15 protein-coding genes are annotated in these 13,934 nt (G+C 71.8%); 6 read left to right on the top strand and 9 right to left on the bottom strand.

What is annotated here, in order from left to right; genetic code table 11:
* The first annotated feature begins 13 nt into the window (after nt 1-13).
* Complete coding sequence (locus AB0C12_RS29710) at nt 14-634, top strand: NAD(P)-binding oxidoreductase (RefSeq protein WP_360553137.1); 621 nt, start codon at nt 14-16, stop codon at nt 632-634.
* 518 nt (nt 635-1,152) lie between these two features.
* Here AB0C12_RS29710 and AB0C12_RS29705 read toward each other — a convergent pair.
* The 5 genes from AB0C12_RS29705 to AB0C12_RS29685 all read right to left on the bottom strand — a co-directional run bounded on the left by AB0C12_RS29705 (nt 1,153) and on the right by AB0C12_RS29685 (nt 5,702).
* Nucleotides 1,153-2,412: an adenylosuccinate synthetase gene (locus AB0C12_RS29705; RefSeq protein ID WP_360553136.1), complete on the bottom strand. Its 1,260-nt coding sequence runs from the start codon at nt 2,410-2,412 to the stop codon at nt 1,153-1,155.
* Nucleotides 2,409-3,377, bottom strand: a complete 969-nt coding sequence (locus tag AB0C12_RS29700) for a hypothetical protein (protein ID WP_360553135.1) — start codon at nt 3,375-3,377, stop codon at nt 2,409-2,411. The genes AB0C12_RS29705 and AB0C12_RS29700 overlap by 4 nt, the downstream gene beginning before the upstream one ends.
* A 17-nt stretch (nt 3,378-3,394) precedes the next feature.
* Nucleotides 3,395-4,408, bottom strand: a complete 1,014-nt coding sequence (locus tag AB0C12_RS29695; RefSeq protein WP_360553134.1) for a molecular chaperone DnaJ — start codon at nt 4,406-4,408, stop codon at nt 3,395-3,397.
* Entirely contained in the window at nt 4,405-5,157 is a 753-nt protein-coding gene (locus AB0C12_RS29690; RefSeq protein ID WP_360553133.1) for an NUDIX domain-containing protein, read from the bottom strand. The genes AB0C12_RS29695 and AB0C12_RS29690 overlap by 4 nt, the downstream gene beginning before the upstream one ends.
* 254 nt (nt 5,158-5,411) lie before the next feature.
* Nucleotides 5,412-5,702, bottom strand: coding sequence for a DUF1540 domain-containing protein (locus AB0C12_RS29685; protein ID WP_360553132.1), 291 nt, complete (start codon nt 5,700-5,702; stop codon nt 5,412-5,414).
* A 215-nt stretch (nt 5,703-5,917) separates the two neighbouring features.
* On the opposite strand from AB0C12_RS29685, the gene AB0C12_RS29680 reads away from it, so the two are divergent.
* Together AB0C12_RS29680 and AB0C12_RS29675 are read left to right on the top strand one after the other, a co-directional pair.
* A complete protein-coding gene (locus AB0C12_RS29680; RefSeq protein WP_360553131.1) occupies nt 5,918-7,045 on the top strand; it encodes a cellulase family glycosylhydrolase in 1,128 nt (375 codons plus the stop codon).
* Between the two features lie 13 nt (nt 7,046-7,058).
* Complete coding sequence (locus AB0C12_RS29675; RefSeq protein ID WP_360553130.1) at nt 7,059-7,610, top strand: hypothetical protein; 552 nt, start codon at nt 7,059-7,061, stop codon at nt 7,608-7,610.
* Between the two features lie 76 nt (nt 7,611-7,686).
* Here the strand turns inward: AB0C12_RS29675 and AB0C12_RS29670 are convergent, their stop codons facing one another.
* The 3 genes from AB0C12_RS29670 to AB0C12_RS29660 form a co-directional block, all read right to left on the bottom strand.
* The gene (locus AB0C12_RS29670; RefSeq protein WP_360553129.1) at nt 7,687-9,630 is read right to left on the bottom strand and encodes an IPT/TIG domain-containing protein; all 1,944 of its coding nucleotides are present in this window, start codon (nt 9,628-9,630) and stop codon (nt 7,687-7,689) included.
* Between the two features lie 329 nt (nt 9,631-9,959).
* Nucleotides 9,960-10,682 carry a hypothetical protein gene (locus AB0C12_RS29665; RefSeq protein WP_360553128.1) on the bottom strand — a complete coding sequence of 241 codons (723 nt, stop codon included), beginning with the start codon at nt 10,680-10,682 and terminating at the stop codon, nt 9,960-9,962.
* A gap of 203 nt (nt 10,683-10,885) precedes the next feature.
* Entirely contained in the window at nt 10,886-11,086 is a 201-nt protein-coding gene (locus tag AB0C12_RS29660; RefSeq protein WP_360553127.1) for a hypothetical protein, read from the bottom strand.
* Here AB0C12_RS29660 and AB0C12_RS29655 point away from each other — a divergent pair.
* Nucleotides 11,085-11,918, top strand: a complete 834-nt coding sequence (locus AB0C12_RS29655; RefSeq protein ID WP_360553126.1) for a patatin-like phospholipase family protein — start codon at nt 11,085-11,087, stop codon at nt 11,916-11,918. The genes AB0C12_RS29660 and AB0C12_RS29655 overlap by 2 nt on opposite strands.
* Here the strand turns inward: AB0C12_RS29655 and AB0C12_RS29650 are convergent.
* Nucleotides 11,915-12,541, bottom strand: coding sequence for a hypothetical protein (locus tag AB0C12_RS29650; protein ID WP_360553125.1), 627 nt, complete (start codon nt 12,539-12,541; stop codon nt 11,915-11,917). The two genes, AB0C12_RS29655 and AB0C12_RS29650, sit on opposite strands and share 4 nt — an antisense overlap.
* Before the next feature lie 114 nt (nt 12,542-12,655).
* On the opposite strand from AB0C12_RS29650, the gene AB0C12_RS29645 reads away from it, so the two are divergent.
* Together AB0C12_RS29645 and AB0C12_RS29640 are read left to right on the top strand one after the other, a co-directional pair.
* Entirely contained in the window at nt 12,656-13,162 is a 507-nt protein-coding gene (locus AB0C12_RS29645; protein WP_360553124.1) for a SigE family RNA polymerase sigma factor, read from the top strand.
* Entirely contained in the window at nt 13,159-13,929 is a 771-nt protein-coding gene (locus AB0C12_RS29640; RefSeq protein ID WP_360553123.1) for a hypothetical protein, read from the top strand. The genes AB0C12_RS29645 and AB0C12_RS29640 overlap by 4 nt, the downstream gene beginning before the upstream one ends.
* Nucleotides 13,930-13,934: the final 5 nt, after the last annotated feature.

The raw sequence follows: 13,934 nt of genomic DNA, 5'->3' as shown, positions 1-13,934 counted from the left end.
CCGAGGAGGCAGCATGAAGATCACTGTGTTCGGGGCAACCGGTGGCACCGGGGTCGAGCTGGTGCGCCAAGCGCTGGAGGCAGGACACACCGTCACGGCGGTGGTCCGCTCGGCCGCGGACTTCCCGGCCGGCGTGGAGGTCGTCCGGGCCGACGTCATGAACCCGGCGGCGATCGAGCCCGCCGTGGCCGGCCGCGACATCGTCATCTCCGCGCTCGGTCACCGGCCGGGCGCCGACGAACCCGTGTGCGCGCCGGCCGCGGAGTCGATCATTCAGGCGATGCGGGCGGCCGGGGTCCGGCGGCTGGTCATGGTGACCGCGGCGGGCCACATCAAGGACCCCCACGACGGCTTCGTCACGGCCCGGATCGTCAAGCCCCTCTTGTGGCGTTTCCTGCGCGCCGCGTGGACCGATTTCGTGGCCACCGACCGGATCGTCGCGGCGAGCGGTCTTGACTGGACAATCATGCGTCCGCCCCGGCTGACCGACGGCGGGTCGAAGCCGTACCGCACGGCGCTCGACCACACCGTGCGCGGCGGCAGCTCGATCTCGCGCCCGGACCTGGCGACGGCGACCCTGGCCGCGGCGACGGACCCGGCCACGGTCGGGCACGCCGTCGCGCTCGGCTACTGACCGCGGCCTCCAGGCCATACGGCACACGCCCGCGGTGACCGGCTCCCGGTGGGCGCGCCAGGCCGCGCGGACAGCTCAGGCCACCCGGACAGCTCGACCACGCGGGACAGCGCAAGCCACGCGGACAGCTCAAACCACACGACAGCGCAAGCCGCGCGGACAGCTCAAGCCAGGCTGACAGCTCAAGCCAGGCGGTCTGCCCATGCAGCGCGGACAGCTCAAACCACACGACAGCGCAAGCCACGCGGACAGCTCAAACCACACGACAGCGCAAGCCACGCGGACAGCTCAAACCACACGACAGCGCAACCCGCGCGGACAGCTCAAGCCACGCGGACAGCTCAGCCACGCGGACAGCTCAAGCTAGGCGGTCTGCCCATGCAGCGCGGACAGCTCAACCACACGACAGCTCAAGCCACGCGGACAGCGCAAGCCGCGCGGACAGCGCAAGCCGCGCGGACAGGGCAAGCCACGCGGACAGCGCAAGCCATGCGGACAGCTCAAGCCGCGCGGACAGCTCAAGCCGCGCGGGCCGCGCGCCCGAGGCGACCCGCGAACGGCCAGCGCTTGTCCGTGCTCCTGGGGCCGTGTGACTCCAAGGTCACCGGCGCGCCCAGGAGGTCAGCGATCGCGGCCGGCCAGTCCGTGGGGCGGTGCAGGTCGCCGGGGCGGGCCCGGTCCAGCAACGCGGTCAGCGCCGCCTGGTGGCCCAGATCGCGGGCCGGGCCGGGCGCGATCCGCTCCCAGCGGGCGCCGTCCAGGTCGTACGACGTGCAGATGCGCAGGCCGGGGGCCCGGGGCGGCGCGTCGAGGTGGGTGACGGCGAGCGAGTCGACGCCGCCGGCCACCTCGACCGCGTACCGGTGGGCGACCGCGTCGAAGTGGCCGACCCGGAACGCGCCCTGCCACTCTCCCACGCCGTTGTGCGCCTCGGGCAGGTCGAGCGGCGCCTCGGTCACGAACGGCCCGGCGCCGTGCCGGGTCGTGTACGTCCGCACCACCCCCAGCCGCTCGAACGACGGACACAGCGCCGCCACGTTGTCGAACGTCGTGGTGGACCACGTCGTGTACGGGTGCCAGCCCCGCCACTCGTCCAGCAGCACCCCCTGCGCCCCCTCGAAGACGCACCGCCCCCGGGCCAGCAGCCGGTCGAGGTGCTCGGAGTCCACGATGGACACAGCACGACCGAAGGCCAGGAAGGCGTCCATGACGTCCTCCAACGGCGGCACGTCGTCGAAGGCGCCCCGCTCGTCGCGGACTGCGGCCAGCTCGTCGCGGACGGCGGCCAGTCGGGTGCGCAGCCGTGCGGGCGACAACACGTCCGCTACCCGTGGGGCGTCCGGGTGGCTGAGGGCGTACTCCATGGTCTGTCCGATGCCCATGCCGCACGAACCGTGCCGGGCCCGGCCGCGGCGCCTCTCGCGGGCCTGGTTGGCCGCCCGGTGCCACGGCGTCGCGAGCAGCGCGTCGCCGTCGACGGTGAGCAGGTGGAACGGGTTGCCCAGCGCGGCCGCCTCGGCGGCCAGCGCCAGCGGGTCGACGACCACGAAACGCGACAGGTGGGTGGGCACGCCGTGCAGCGTGCCCGCCCCGAACTGCGCGAACGTGTGGTGCCGCCCGGCGGGGGTGACCACGTTGTGGGCGGCCTGCGCTCCCCCGTTGAACCTGATCACCGCGGTGACCGGGCCCGAAGCGCAGAGCGCGTCCACCACCGTGCCCTTGCCCGCGTCGCCGTAGCCGAGATCGACCACGGCGACGTGGCCCGCCGGGCCGTTCACAGCCGTTCGTTCCCGCCCGGCGTTGCCGCGCCGCCCGTCTCCAGCGGGGAACGAACGACCGTGCCGCGGCCCGCGCCCAGCGGGGCCAGGGCCTTACCCACCGACGGGCCGGCCGGCGAGCCCACCTCGACCAGGTCGGCCAGACCGGCGTCGAGGTCGATGGACTCCTCGCCGAGGCCGACGGTCAGCGCGATCGTCTCGCAGACCGCGTCGAGGTCGTCGAGCTCGATGACGTGCTGGCCGAGCAGCTTGCGCCAGTAGCCGAGGATCTCCGCGTCGCCGCCCCAGCCGGCCGCGGTCGGCATGATGTAGTAGACGTCGAAGCTGCGCCGCAGTTCGGCGAGCATCGCCTCGGTGCTGATCGGCTCGCGCAGCTTGTCGCCGATGAAGCGCTGCACCTCCTTGGGCTTGATCTGCGGGTAGGCCATCTCGTCGCCGATGATGAACAGGTAGCCGCGGCGGCCCCGCTTGGCGACCGAGTCCAGGTCGGTGTGCCGGGCCATGAAGTACATGGCCAGCTCGTACGACTCGCGTCGCTGGCCGCCGCCGCCGCCCTCGAGCACGATGCGGGCCAGGTCCTCGTCCATCCGGTTGTCCGACTCGAACTGCCCGATCTGCAACGGCACCCGGTCGCAGGTGGCGTCGCCGATGGCCCCGAACATGACGTGCGGGTCGGTGGCGTACCCCTTGCGGGTCAGCAGGCCGAGCAGCTGCGGCAGCTTGGTCTGCAGCACCCGCGGCACGGTGCCCATCGAGCCGGTCACGTCGAACAGGACGGCGATGGGCGTGCTGTGTGGGTGTTCGTCGCTGTCGCGGCTCTCCCGCTTGCCGACGTTCATCGGGTCCAGCGCCGGGTGGGCCTTGCGGGCCCCGCTGTCGCTGTAGGCGAAGGCGCTCGTGCCGGTCGCGGCCCGGTAGCCGGCGGCGGCGGAGTAGACATCGGTGGACCAGCGTCCGCTTCCCATTTTGTTCCTCCTGTGAGTCAGGCCGGCATCGCGAAGGGGCGAAAACGGCGGGGGCCGTACAGGTCGTCGAGGAGCTCGTCGAACTCCCGGAGCAGGCGCCAGGCGTCCTGGGGGCGCATGCGGGGCTTGTCGTAGCGGCAGCCGCGGGCGAAGCGCCGCAGCGCGACCGGCGGGTCGTGGATGAGCCGCAGCATCAGGCCGGTCGCCATGAAGATGTCGGTGGCGGCGGTGGCCGGCTGCTTGCCGGTCACCTCGGGTGGATAGGCGGCGCGGTGCTTCGCCACCAGCGCCGGGACCGTCGTGCCGGCCGGCACCGAGTAGCACCAGTCGACCAGGACCAGGCCGTGCTCGGCCGGGTGGATGAGCACGTGCTCCGGCAGGACCGCGCCGTGCACCAGGCCGGCGCGGTGGGCCCAGCCGAGGCCGGTGAGCAGCCGCCGCCACATCCAGGCGACGTCCCGCGGGTCGAGGCCGGCCGGGTAGGCGGCGTGCACCTCGGACAGCGGGACGAAGCCGCGCTGCCGGGCGATGACGTTGGCGGTGCGGCGGACGCGCGCCGCGTCCTCGTGGGTGAAACTCTCCAGCAGCCGCGGCGCGTAGGCGCGGAACTTCGGATCGCCGTCGGCCGCCAGCGTGGTCAGCGCGGCCGCCTCGGCCCGCATCAGGTCGTTGTCACCGGGCCGGTGCGGCAGCTTGAGCAGCGCGGCGTCACCGTCGACCGCGTGCAGCCGCGCGATGTCCCCGGTCGCGACCACCCCGCCGACCCGGTAGGTGGCGCGCTTCGTGGTCAGCGGCCGGCCGTCGCGCTCACTCCACAAAGTGGTCAACCGGGCGAGGGCCGCCGTCGCGGCCGGGCTGCGACCCGCGGGTGCGACATCGGGATGCACAACCTTGACCAGGATCCGGTACGCGTGCCCGGCATCAACAACCGCAGCACCGGGGCCGGAGTCCGCCGGTCGGGCACAGGCGGCGACGAGATCGGCGAACGTCCCCGCCCGGCCGATGGCCGCCACCGCCTCGTCGAACGTCACCGCACACCGTCCTCACGGGTCGGCCGCAGCAGCGCCGGGTGCAGCAGGTGCGCGTCGCCGGCCCGGTACAGGCGCGGCTTGGGACCGCCACGCTCCCCGGCCCGGCCGGCCGTCTCGCCGGTGCTCTCCACGAACCCGGGCACCGACAGGACCTTGCGGTGGAAGTTGCCGGCGTGCAGCTCCTCGCCCCAGACCGCCGCGTAGACCGCGCGCAGCTCGGCGATGGTGAACTCGTCACCGACGAAGGCGGTGGCCAGCGGGGTGTACTCCAGCTTGGCGCGGGCCCGGTCGAGCCCGTCGGCCAGGATCGCCGCGTGGTCGAAGGCCAGCTCCCCGGCCTCGTCGACCGGCACCCAGAACGCGCCCGCGGCGTCACCGCCGGCCCGTGGATCGGGCAGGCTCGGCGCGAAAGCCAGGTAGGCCACCGAAACGACCCGCATGCGGGGGTCGCGACCCGGGTCGCCGTAGCTGCGCAGCTGCTCGAGATGCACCCGGTCGAGCACGCCCTCGCCGGGACGCAGCCCGGTCTCCTCGGCGAGCTCGCGCAGCGCAGCCGCATCGAGCGTCTCCTCCTGCACGAAGCCACCGGGTAGCGCCCGCCAACCGGCGAACGGATGCCCGCCCCGCTCGACGAGCAGCACGTGCAGCCGCCCGTCCCGGATGGTCAGCGCGACGACATCAACTGTGACCGCGACCGGCGCGAACGCGCCCGGGTCGTAGCTGTCGAGAAAATCCCGCTCGTCGCTCATCGTCACCCTCGTTGTTCTCAGACTGAGTAAGACTCGATCTGAGAACAACCTAGCGCAGCACCATGCCCGGGGTCAACCACTCACGCAGAATGAAGGGTGTGCGGATCCGTTCAGGTGCCGCCAGGCACCTGGATCCGCGCGCCCGGCCTCGGCGGGAGCGACGGTCAGCACCATGCACGAACCTACGACCGGAATTGCTTTTGCCCGCAAAAAGGCCGCCACCGACGAAACGGTGACGGCCTTGGGTGGCTCAATTACCGTGCTTCGAATGTCAGGCAGTCGGCACGGTCCACGCCGGCCCCCACCATGATCGACGGCGCGTGGCACTCGAGCTCGGTGTTGTGCACGCACTCGCTGCGCTTACATGCGCCGACCTGGGCTTCCGCCTGGCCCATGCCGCCCTTGTCGGCGGTGTCGATGAACGTGTCGCACTCCGAACTGGCCCGGCCGATGGTGATCGCGAAGGCCGTGCAGCCGTCGTGGTTGTATCCGCATCCGCTGACCGTGCAGGTCTGCACGCGCGGCATGGCCATCATCTGAGTCATGTGAGGCCTCCCTTTCTCCCTGCCGACCATAAACCATCGGATGCCATTCCGCCGGTCGGCGACAAAGGTATTCGTGGGGATTTCACAAATAAGGACGACCATTCTTTAGGTAAGGCAATCCTGGCTCACCGCGGGTTGGGCGACTCGGCCCCGGCCGCCCACCGGGCCTGTCAGAATAGGGCAAAACGCCCCGACCGTCCCGGAGGTCCGCGCCGATGGCCGACGAACGACCGCCCCGCAAGCGGCTGTGGCTGGGGGCCGGGGCAGCGGCGATCGCGCTCGCGGCCACCGCCGTGGGCCTGGCCCAGGATCCCCGGGACCCGGTCCCGTCGGCATCGACCGGGCCGTCCGTCTCCGCACCGCCCGTCTCCGCACCGTCCGCTTCCGCGGCCCCCGGCGCCCGATCGGCCCGGGCGCTGATCGCGCTGCCGCGCGCGGACGGCACCTGGCCGGGCGCGAACGGGATGTCCGGCGTCAACGGCGACCCACTGTTCGACACGGCGCACGTCAACGCGTTCTGCATCGCGCGGGGCCGGGCGTGCCGGGTCGCGCAGACCTACACGGACCGGACCTCGTGGGCGGCGATGACCGCGGGCTCGGGCTGGACGTTCGACCTGTTCTCCGACTTCGACGGCATGCTGGTGGTGTCCCAGGGTCTGGTGCCGATCGGCGCGAGCGCCGACCTGGCGGCCTGCGCGGCCGGCGAGCACGACCAGGACTGGAAGAACTTCGGCTCGCTGATGACCCGGTACGGCCGCGGCGACTCCGTGGTGCGCCTCGGCTGGGAGTTCAACGAGAAGACGTCGCCGTGGCGCGCCGACGACCCGAAGACCTGGATCGCCTGTTACCGCCGGGCCGCGACGAACATCCGCGCGACGAACCCGGACGTGCTGCTGGACTGGACGATCAACGCGCACGGCACCCCGGCGGGGACGTGCGGCGGGGTGAGCACCAACTGCTACCCGGGTGACGAGTACGTGGACATCATCGGCATCGACAACTACGACCACTACCCGTGGTCGCCCACCAAGGCGGTGTTCGACCAGGCCGCGACGGACCCGGAGGGGCTGACCTGGCTGTACGACTTCGCCCGGCAGCACGGCAAGCCGTTCTCGGTGGGCGAGTGGGGTGTGGTGCCGACCGGTGACGCCGGCCAGGAGAACCCGTCGTTCGTGACCTGGATGCACGAGTGGTTCGCGGCACACGCGTCGAACCTGGCGTACGAGGCGTACTTCTCGGACTGCGGGGACGGCGGTGTGCAGTCGAGCCTGTTCCGTACGGACGCGGCCTGCGTGAAGAACCCGAAGTCAGCGGCGGTCTACCGATCGCTGTTCCGGAGCTAGACAGGACACTCTCATGCGCATCACCCGTCGCAAGGCCGTGATCGGCGCGGCCGGACTGCTGTCACTCGTGGGCCTGGGCGCGGTGATCGCCGCGCAGACCGACGAGGATCCCGGAGCCACCACCGTGACCGGCCCGGCTCCCACCACGACGCGACCCTCGGAAGGGGTCAACGAGCGGGTGGCGGCCATCAGATCCGCGGCGGCCAAGAAGGGTCCCGGCGTCCTGCGACCGTTGCCGTCGGTGAGCGCACCGGGCGAGGTCACGACGACGACCTCGGAGCAGGACGGGGGCACGCTCAAGGTGGTGTCCGCGCGGGGGGACCTCACCGGCTACCGGGAGCTGGGCTGGGTGGCCGATCCGGGCGAGCAGGTCGGCGCGGTCCGGTGCAGCGACACCATCAGGCTCAGCGTGGACGCCAAGCCCGTGCGGCATCCGACGCTGCTGATCTGCTGGCGGACCAGCGAGCGGAAGAGCGTCTACACGCTGGCCGTCAAGGCGAAGGGCAAACCGTCGGCGAAGGACAGCGCGGCCGCGGTCGACCGACAATGGCAGCGGCTGGGCTGAATGCCGACGATGGCCCGGAGCTTTCGCTCCGGGCCATCGCTTTGAGCACTGTCTGTTGAGGGTCAGGTGGTACGGATCAGTACGGAGCCACCGTGAAGGTGGAACCACTGGTCAGGATCGACGAGCTGATGGTCACCACCGGGTTCGCCGCGGCAGCCGCACTCGCGGTCAGACCACTGTTCACCACGGTGATGGTGTAGACGCCCTCCGGCACCTCGGCACCCACCGACTGCGCACCGGTCGCGGCAACCAGCTTGTCCTCCAGGTTGAGCGAGCAGAGCAGCGCGGTGTCACTGAGCACCAGGGCCGCCTCGCACTCCGCGATCGGCGGGTTGTCCTTCTCGGTCGGCGTCGTGTCGGTGGCGTCGTACACGCCGTCGACGAGGTAGACGTGCGCCTCGCTGTTGCCGGAGGGCTCGCCCGCCTCGGCGAAGTCCAGGTCCAGGAAGCCCGCACCGGTGACGTAGATGTCACGGGTGGTGTCGCTCGGGGCGGTGTTCGGCTGGACCGTGATGCCGTAGGAGTACACGAACGCGGCGGACCGGATGATGGTGCCCGCCGCGGTGGTCACGCTGAGCGCCACCGTTCCCGGAGCGTGCGCCGTGGTCACACCCGTGAAGGCGGTGCTGCTGGTCCGCTTGATGTTCTTCAGCGGGGAACCACCGAGGCTGGCCGTGATGGCGTCGGCTCCGGCCGGGAAACCCGTACCAGTGACGGTGATCAGCGTGCCACCCTGAGCCGGGCCGCCGTCCAGGGCGATCGGGTCGGCGTCCACCGTGAACTGCGCCGCGACCGTGTACGTGCCGGCGTTGGAGAGCAGGATGCTGTCAGCCGCCGTGCCGTTGTACACGCAGACGTTGTAGGCGGTGGTCGTTGCGCCACCGGCCAGCACCACGGAGGTCGGGACGACGACCGAGCCGATGGTGTCGGTGATCCGCTTCGGAGTGGTGCCCGCGAAGTTGCTGCCGGTCGCCGTGTAGGTCGAGGGGCAGGCCGCGACGGAGAACGTCACGCCGGGAGAGGTGACGCCGCTCAGGATCGGGCTGGCCGACGTGAGCGTGATCGTCTTGGCCGTGGCCGTGGCGCCCACGTTCGGGCTGGTGGTGACGTCCGGCAGGGTGACGGAGTACTTGCCCTTGCCGACGGCCAGCAGTGCGCTGGTCTCGTCCGTGGCTCCGTTGTAGAGGCAGACGTTGTACTCGGCCGGGGCCAGTACGCCGCTGGGCACCGTGAAGGTGACCGTGGTGCCACTGCGCGTCGCGGGTCCGGCCAGGGTGGCCGCGGCACCGGTGTCCTCGTAGGTCGTGTCGCAGGCGGTGGTGGAGAAGTTCACACCCAGCGCGGTCGCGCTGAGGTCACCGAAGGCAGCCGCCGTCGTCGTGAGGGTGTTACCACCGGCGTTCGGGCCGGTGGTCCCGCTCAGCGTCACCTCGGGAGCGCCCGGGGTGTAGGTGGTGGAGCTCCCGCCGATCAGCGCGCTGCTGCCGACCGTGTTGCCCTTGTAGACACACACGTAGTACGTGTTGGGGGCCACCGCGCCGGCGGGCACGGTGATCGACGCCACCGAGTCGGTCCGGGTGGTGGTCGCCAGGATCTTGGTGGCGTCCGGCGTCGCGTACGTCGCCGGGCAGGTGGCCGTCGAGAACAGCACGGCCGGCGTGGTGGTGCCGGTGAGGTACGGCGCCGTGCCCGTGGCGGTGATGACGTTGCCGCCACCGGCCGGGCCGGTGAGCGGGCTCAGCACCGGGACGTCGGCGATGACGGTGTAGTCCGCCTGGCCGATCGCCGTCGAGGTGCTCAGCAGCGTCCCGGACGCGAGGCCGTAGATGCAGATCCGGTAGGTGGTGCCGAGCACCACGCCGGACGGAATGACGACGCTGACGGTGTTGGCGTCCGACTTCGTGGCGGTCGCCGCGAGGTTGCTGGCGCTCGCCGTACCGTACGCCGCACAGGCGCCGGTGCCGGTCTGCAACCGGGCCCCGACGGTGGTCATCGTGCTGACGTAGCCGGTCAGGGCCACCGCTACCGTGTTACCGCCGCCGACAGGCCCTGAGCTCGGTGTGGCGGTAGCGGCCGGAGCCGCCGACGCTGCGTGGATGGTGCTCAACAGGAGGGCGGCAACCGCTCCTGTTACGAACCCGGCACGCGCCAGCCGGGGTCGTGTGGTGGATAGGGACTTGCTCATGCGAGGTCCTCCTACGGTCACGAGGGACCGCATCGCTGGATTGGGTGGGCCCGTGCGCTCGGATGAACCATCGTCGTCGGGCCGTCTCGCTGGGAAGCGTAGCGAAATGTAATCAATTGGATGCACAGAGTGATGAAGACCGTTGGATGCACGCTCCGGCCCGGTCATCCGAGGGCTTGCCACTCCCGATCGATGGCCGCCACGCTCTCCTGCTCGGACGGATCCCCGTCCAGGTCGACGGCCACCGTGTAGACGCTCTTCTCCGCGCTGACCCGCCAGCAGATCAGCAGGTTCTGCTTCGTCTCGGCCTTGGCCCCGGCGTGCACCTTGATGTTCTGACTGCAGGAGGCATTCCCGACCGGCCTGCCCACGTCGGCCACCAGGGACAGCTCGCGCTGACCGGTCAGATCCGCGCGGGCGGACACGATCCGCAGGGTCGCGCGGTCCTTGCTGAGCGATCCGGTGTTCACGACCTTCGCCTCGGCCGCGGCGACGCTGTCACCCTCCGCCCGCACCGGCTTCTTCAACGGCACACCGTCCTTGGCGGCCGCCGCCCGGGCCTCGGCGATCTCCTTGGCGACCGCCTTCGCGTCGGCAGAGGCCGAGGGAGAGGCCGATGCCGTTGAGGACGCAGGGGCCGCAGGGGAAGCAGGAGCCTCCGGCGAGACCGACTCCGCCGGCGTCCCAGCCGGCGTCACCGGCACCAGCGCCGCCGCGTCCCGGGTCGTCGCCTTGCCGTCGTCCACCACCTGGGCGGTCACCAGAGCCGACCCGGCACCGAGGACCGCCAGTCCGGCCACGGCGATGAGGACCTGCTTGCGGCGCCGGTTGCGCGACGCGGTCACCTCGTCGCGGCCGTGGTCCTGGTCGTCCCATTCGTTACGCATGCTGTCGTCCTCCGCAGGTCTCGACTGGGTCGGCCCACGGTCTCGCGGGCCAGGCCCCGAGCCCTCATCGTCCCATCCGAACGGACATACCGGTCTAAAACCAGCAACTTCGCCGAGCTTTCCGGGCGCGCTTGCGGTAGCGCGGCCGGGACCGCCGGATGTGCCGGTCGTACCCACCGCCGACACCATGAACGTGGCCAGCGTCAGCTGCTCAAGCACGCCGGGCCCCCGCCGCTGAGCCGCTTGGCCGCGATCACCGCGTCCAGCAACGCCGGCGGTACCGCGATCCAGCCCAGCCGCAGCCCCGGCGCGAGCGTCCTGCTCGCCGTTCCGACGTAGGTCACCAGGTCCGGCGCGAGGCCGGCGGTGGCACAAACCCGGTGCCGGTAGTAGAGAGGGCGCATGGAGAAACGCGCATTGGTGCTCGGCGGTGGTGGCGTCACCGGCGTCGCGTGGGAGATCGGACTACTGCACGGGCTGGCCGAGCAGGGCGTCGACCTCAGCTCCGCCGACCTGTTCGTCGGCACGTCCGCCGGCTCGGTCGTGGCGGCCCAGCTCACCAGCGGCACCGGTATCGACGCTCTGTACGAGCGCGAGCTGGCCGACACCACCGGTGACACCGACGCGGTCATCGGGTCCCGGGTGCTGCTCGGCTTCGTGTTGGCCGCGCTCTGGCCCGGTGACCGGGCCCGCGGCCGGGCGCGGCTGGGCCGGGCCGCCCTCAAGGCCCGCACGGTGCCCGAGTCGGCCCGGCGCACGGCCATCGCCGCGCGGGTCGAGCGCGACGACTGGCCGGCCGCCCGGTTGCTCATCCCCGCGGTCGAGGCGCGGACCGGCGCGGTCAAGGTCTTCGACAGCGCGAGCGGTGCCTCACTGATCGACGCGGTCGCCGCCAGTTGTGCCGTGCCGCTGGTGTGGCCGCCGATGACCGTCGGCGACCGCCGTTACGTCGACGGCGGCGTGCGGTCGGTCGCCAACGTCGACCTCGCCCGCGGCTACCAGCGGGTGGTGGTGATCGCCCCGCTCACGGCGGCCGCCCGGCGCGCGGACCGGCCCGCCGCGCAGGCCGCGGCCCTGGGACCGGGGGTGCGTACCGCGGTCGTCAGCCCGACCGACGCGGCGCTGACGGCGATCGGCCGCAACCCGCTCGACCCCTCGCGGCGCGCGCCCGCGGCGCGGGCCGGACGCGCGCAGGCCGCCGAGGTGATCGAGCGGGTCCGGGCCGCCTGGGACTAACCCACTCCGACGCTGTTGTGACCGGCCGGCAGGGCGCGGCCCTTGCTGTCGTACGCCTTCAGGTCGCTGACCATGCCCGCCGCCGGGTCGAACCAGAAGAACTTGACCGTGTTGTCCGCGCTCCACGCGGCCTGCCGGGCGGTGACGGTACGGCCACCGATCCGCGCGGTGATCTTCGCGGCGGCCCCCGCGTAGTAGCCGAACGACGGCGACGGCCGGCCGTCGACCTCCATGCCGCCCTGCACGGCGTGGAAGCCGGGCGCCCGGTCCGATCCGTCGGTCTCGTTGGCGACGACGATCCCGGTGACCTTGCCGTCACCGCGCCGCAGCCCGGCCATCACGCCGAACCGCGTACCGGGCAGGGCCTTCTCCTCGATCGCCACCGCGTAGATCACCCAGGCGCCGTCCTTCGCGCGGTATCCGGCGTCGACCACCTCACCGAGCTGCCGCTCGGCGGGCCGCGGCGCGGGGTCCGGAGCAGCAGCCGAGGCCGATGCGGCGGTGACCGGCCTCGGCGCGGGCTTGCGCTGCGAGGCACCGGCGGCCACGGCTCCGGTCACCACCAGGGCGGCGGCGGTGCCGGTGACGGCAACGGCGAGGATCGATCGGCGGGACAGTCCCATTGCGCGACTCCATCAGGATGTGCGGATGGTGCATGACGCAGACCGAGACGGCCCGCCGCGGGTAGAGGTTGCTGCAACCTTTCCGGGCCCTGACCCGTCTTGGCCGTCGTGGGAGTGAGAGGCGACGATGAATTCGTCGAGTTCGCGCAGGCGAACTCGGCCCGGCTGCAACGCGCCGCGTACCTGTTGACCGGTGACCGGCATCAGGCCGAGGACGCGGCCCAGGCCGCCCTGGTCCGGGTGTACGCGGCCTGGGGCCGGGTCCGCCGCAAGGACCCGTACGCGTACGCCCGCACGGTCCTGGCCAACCTCGTCACGGACCAGTGGCGCCGCCCGATCCGTGAGTACGCGACCGAGGAGCTCCCCGAACGACCGTTGCCGCGGGACCTGGCCGACGACGTGACCCGGCGCCGCTGGCTGATCGGTGCGTTGCAGACGCTGTCACCCCGCGAACGCACCGTGGTCGTGCTGCGGCACTTCTTCGACGCCACCGAGGTCGACGTGGCTCGCGAGCTCAACCTGTCCCTCGGCACGGTCAAAAGCCTCAACTCGCGGGCGCTGGCCAAGCTGCGGGTCTCCATCCCGGCCCCCCGGCGCGCGGAAAGCGGAGTACGCCCATGAACAACCTCGACGATCTGAGAGACGCCATGCACTCCACGCCGGACTTCGAACCCAAGTCGCTCGACCTCGCCGCCGTGATGACCGCCGGTGGCCGGTTGCGTCGCCGGCGCCGGGCCACGGTGGGCGCCGCCTCCGGGGTGGCGGTGCTGGTCCTGCTCGTGGGCGGTTTCCAGCTGGTCCGCCCGGAGGCGTCGCAGCCGGGGGTCGCCGCGGCCGGTCAGCCGTCGAGTGCCGCGCCGGCCAGGACCGCTGAGCCGTCGGCCACCGCGGTCCAGGAGGATCCGGACGAACCGATCACCGGGGAGGCGTTCGGCGACGTCGTCGACACCCGGATGAAGGTCGACGGGCTGGACCGGCTGCTGTGGATGCAACGGGTCGACGAGCCCGTCCTGCCCGACACCACCATCGGGATCGCCACCGGCTGGCGCACCACCGCGGGTCAGCTGGTCGTCGACGTCGTCAACAACGAGGTGGAGGGCTCGGACCGGGCACCGGGCTTCCACGCCCTGGAGATGGCCATGGTCGTCAACGACAAGCCGACTCCCGCCTTCGGCTACTACGTCGGTGATGCGGCGAAGATCACCGTGACCGCGGACGGCCGGACGGTCCGGGCAGAACAGACCACCTGGAGCGAGGACCGGTCGATCGTGCTGTTCTGGTTCCCCCTGAACAAGGTCAAACCGACCAGCAAGGTCGGTAAGGCGACCGCCTACGACGACAACGGCCGCAAGCTGCCGGCCGGCAACGCCACCTTCGGCGTGGGGTAAGCCTG

Source organism: Actinoplanes sp. NPDC048967 (assembly GCF_040649415.1).
GTDB lineage: Bacteria > Actinomycetota > Actinomycetes > Mycobacteriales > Micromonosporaceae > Actinoplanes.
Note: the sequence above shows the minus strand (reverse complement) of the source record. Positions and strands in the feature narration are given on the sequence as shown.

What these genes read in the sequence shown, in the direction of transcription:
- AB0C12_RS29710 (WP_360553137.1), top strand. Translation starts at nt 14, where the DNA reads ATGAAGATCACTGTGTTCGGGGCAACCGGTGGCACCGGGGTCGAGCTG.
- AB0C12_RS29700 (WP_360553135.1), bottom strand. Translation starts at nt 3,377, where the DNA reads ATGGGAAGCGGACGCTGGTCCACCGATGTCTACTCCGCCGCCGCCGGC.
- AB0C12_RS29690 (WP_360553133.1), bottom strand. Translation starts at nt 5,157, where the DNA reads ATGAGCGACGAGCGGGATTTTCTCGACAGCTACGACCCGGGCGCGTTC.
- AB0C12_RS29685 (WP_360553132.1), bottom strand. Translation starts at nt 5,702, where the DNA reads ATGACTCAGATGATGGCCATGCCGCGCGTGCAGACCTGCACGGTCAGC.
- AB0C12_RS29680 (WP_360553131.1), top strand. Translation starts at nt 5,918, where the DNA reads ATGGCCGACGAACGACCGCCCCGCAAGCGGCTGTGGCTGGGGGCCGGG.
- AB0C12_RS29675 (WP_360553130.1), top strand. Translation starts at nt 7,059, where the DNA reads ATGCGCATCACCCGTCGCAAGGCCGTGATCGGCGCGGCCGGACTGCTG.
- AB0C12_RS29665 (WP_360553128.1), bottom strand. Translation starts at nt 10,682, where the DNA reads ATGCGTAACGAATGGGACGACCAGGACCACGGCCGCGACGAGGTGACC.
- AB0C12_RS29655 (WP_360553126.1), top strand. Translation starts at nt 11,085, where the DNA reads ATGGAGAAACGCGCATTGGTGCTCGGCGGTGGTGGCGTCACCGGCGTC.
- AB0C12_RS29660 (WP_360553127.1), bottom strand. Translation starts at nt 11,086, where the DNA reads ATGCGCCCTCTCTACTACCGGCACCGGGTTTGTGCCACCGCCGGCCTC.
- AB0C12_RS29650 (WP_360553125.1), bottom strand. Translation starts at nt 12,541, where the DNA reads ATGGGACTGTCCCGCCGATCGATCCTCGCCGTTGCCGTCACCGGCACC.
- AB0C12_RS29640 (WP_360553123.1), top strand. Translation starts at nt 13,159, where the DNA reads ATGAACAACCTCGACGATCTGAGAGACGCCATGCACTCCACGCCGGAC.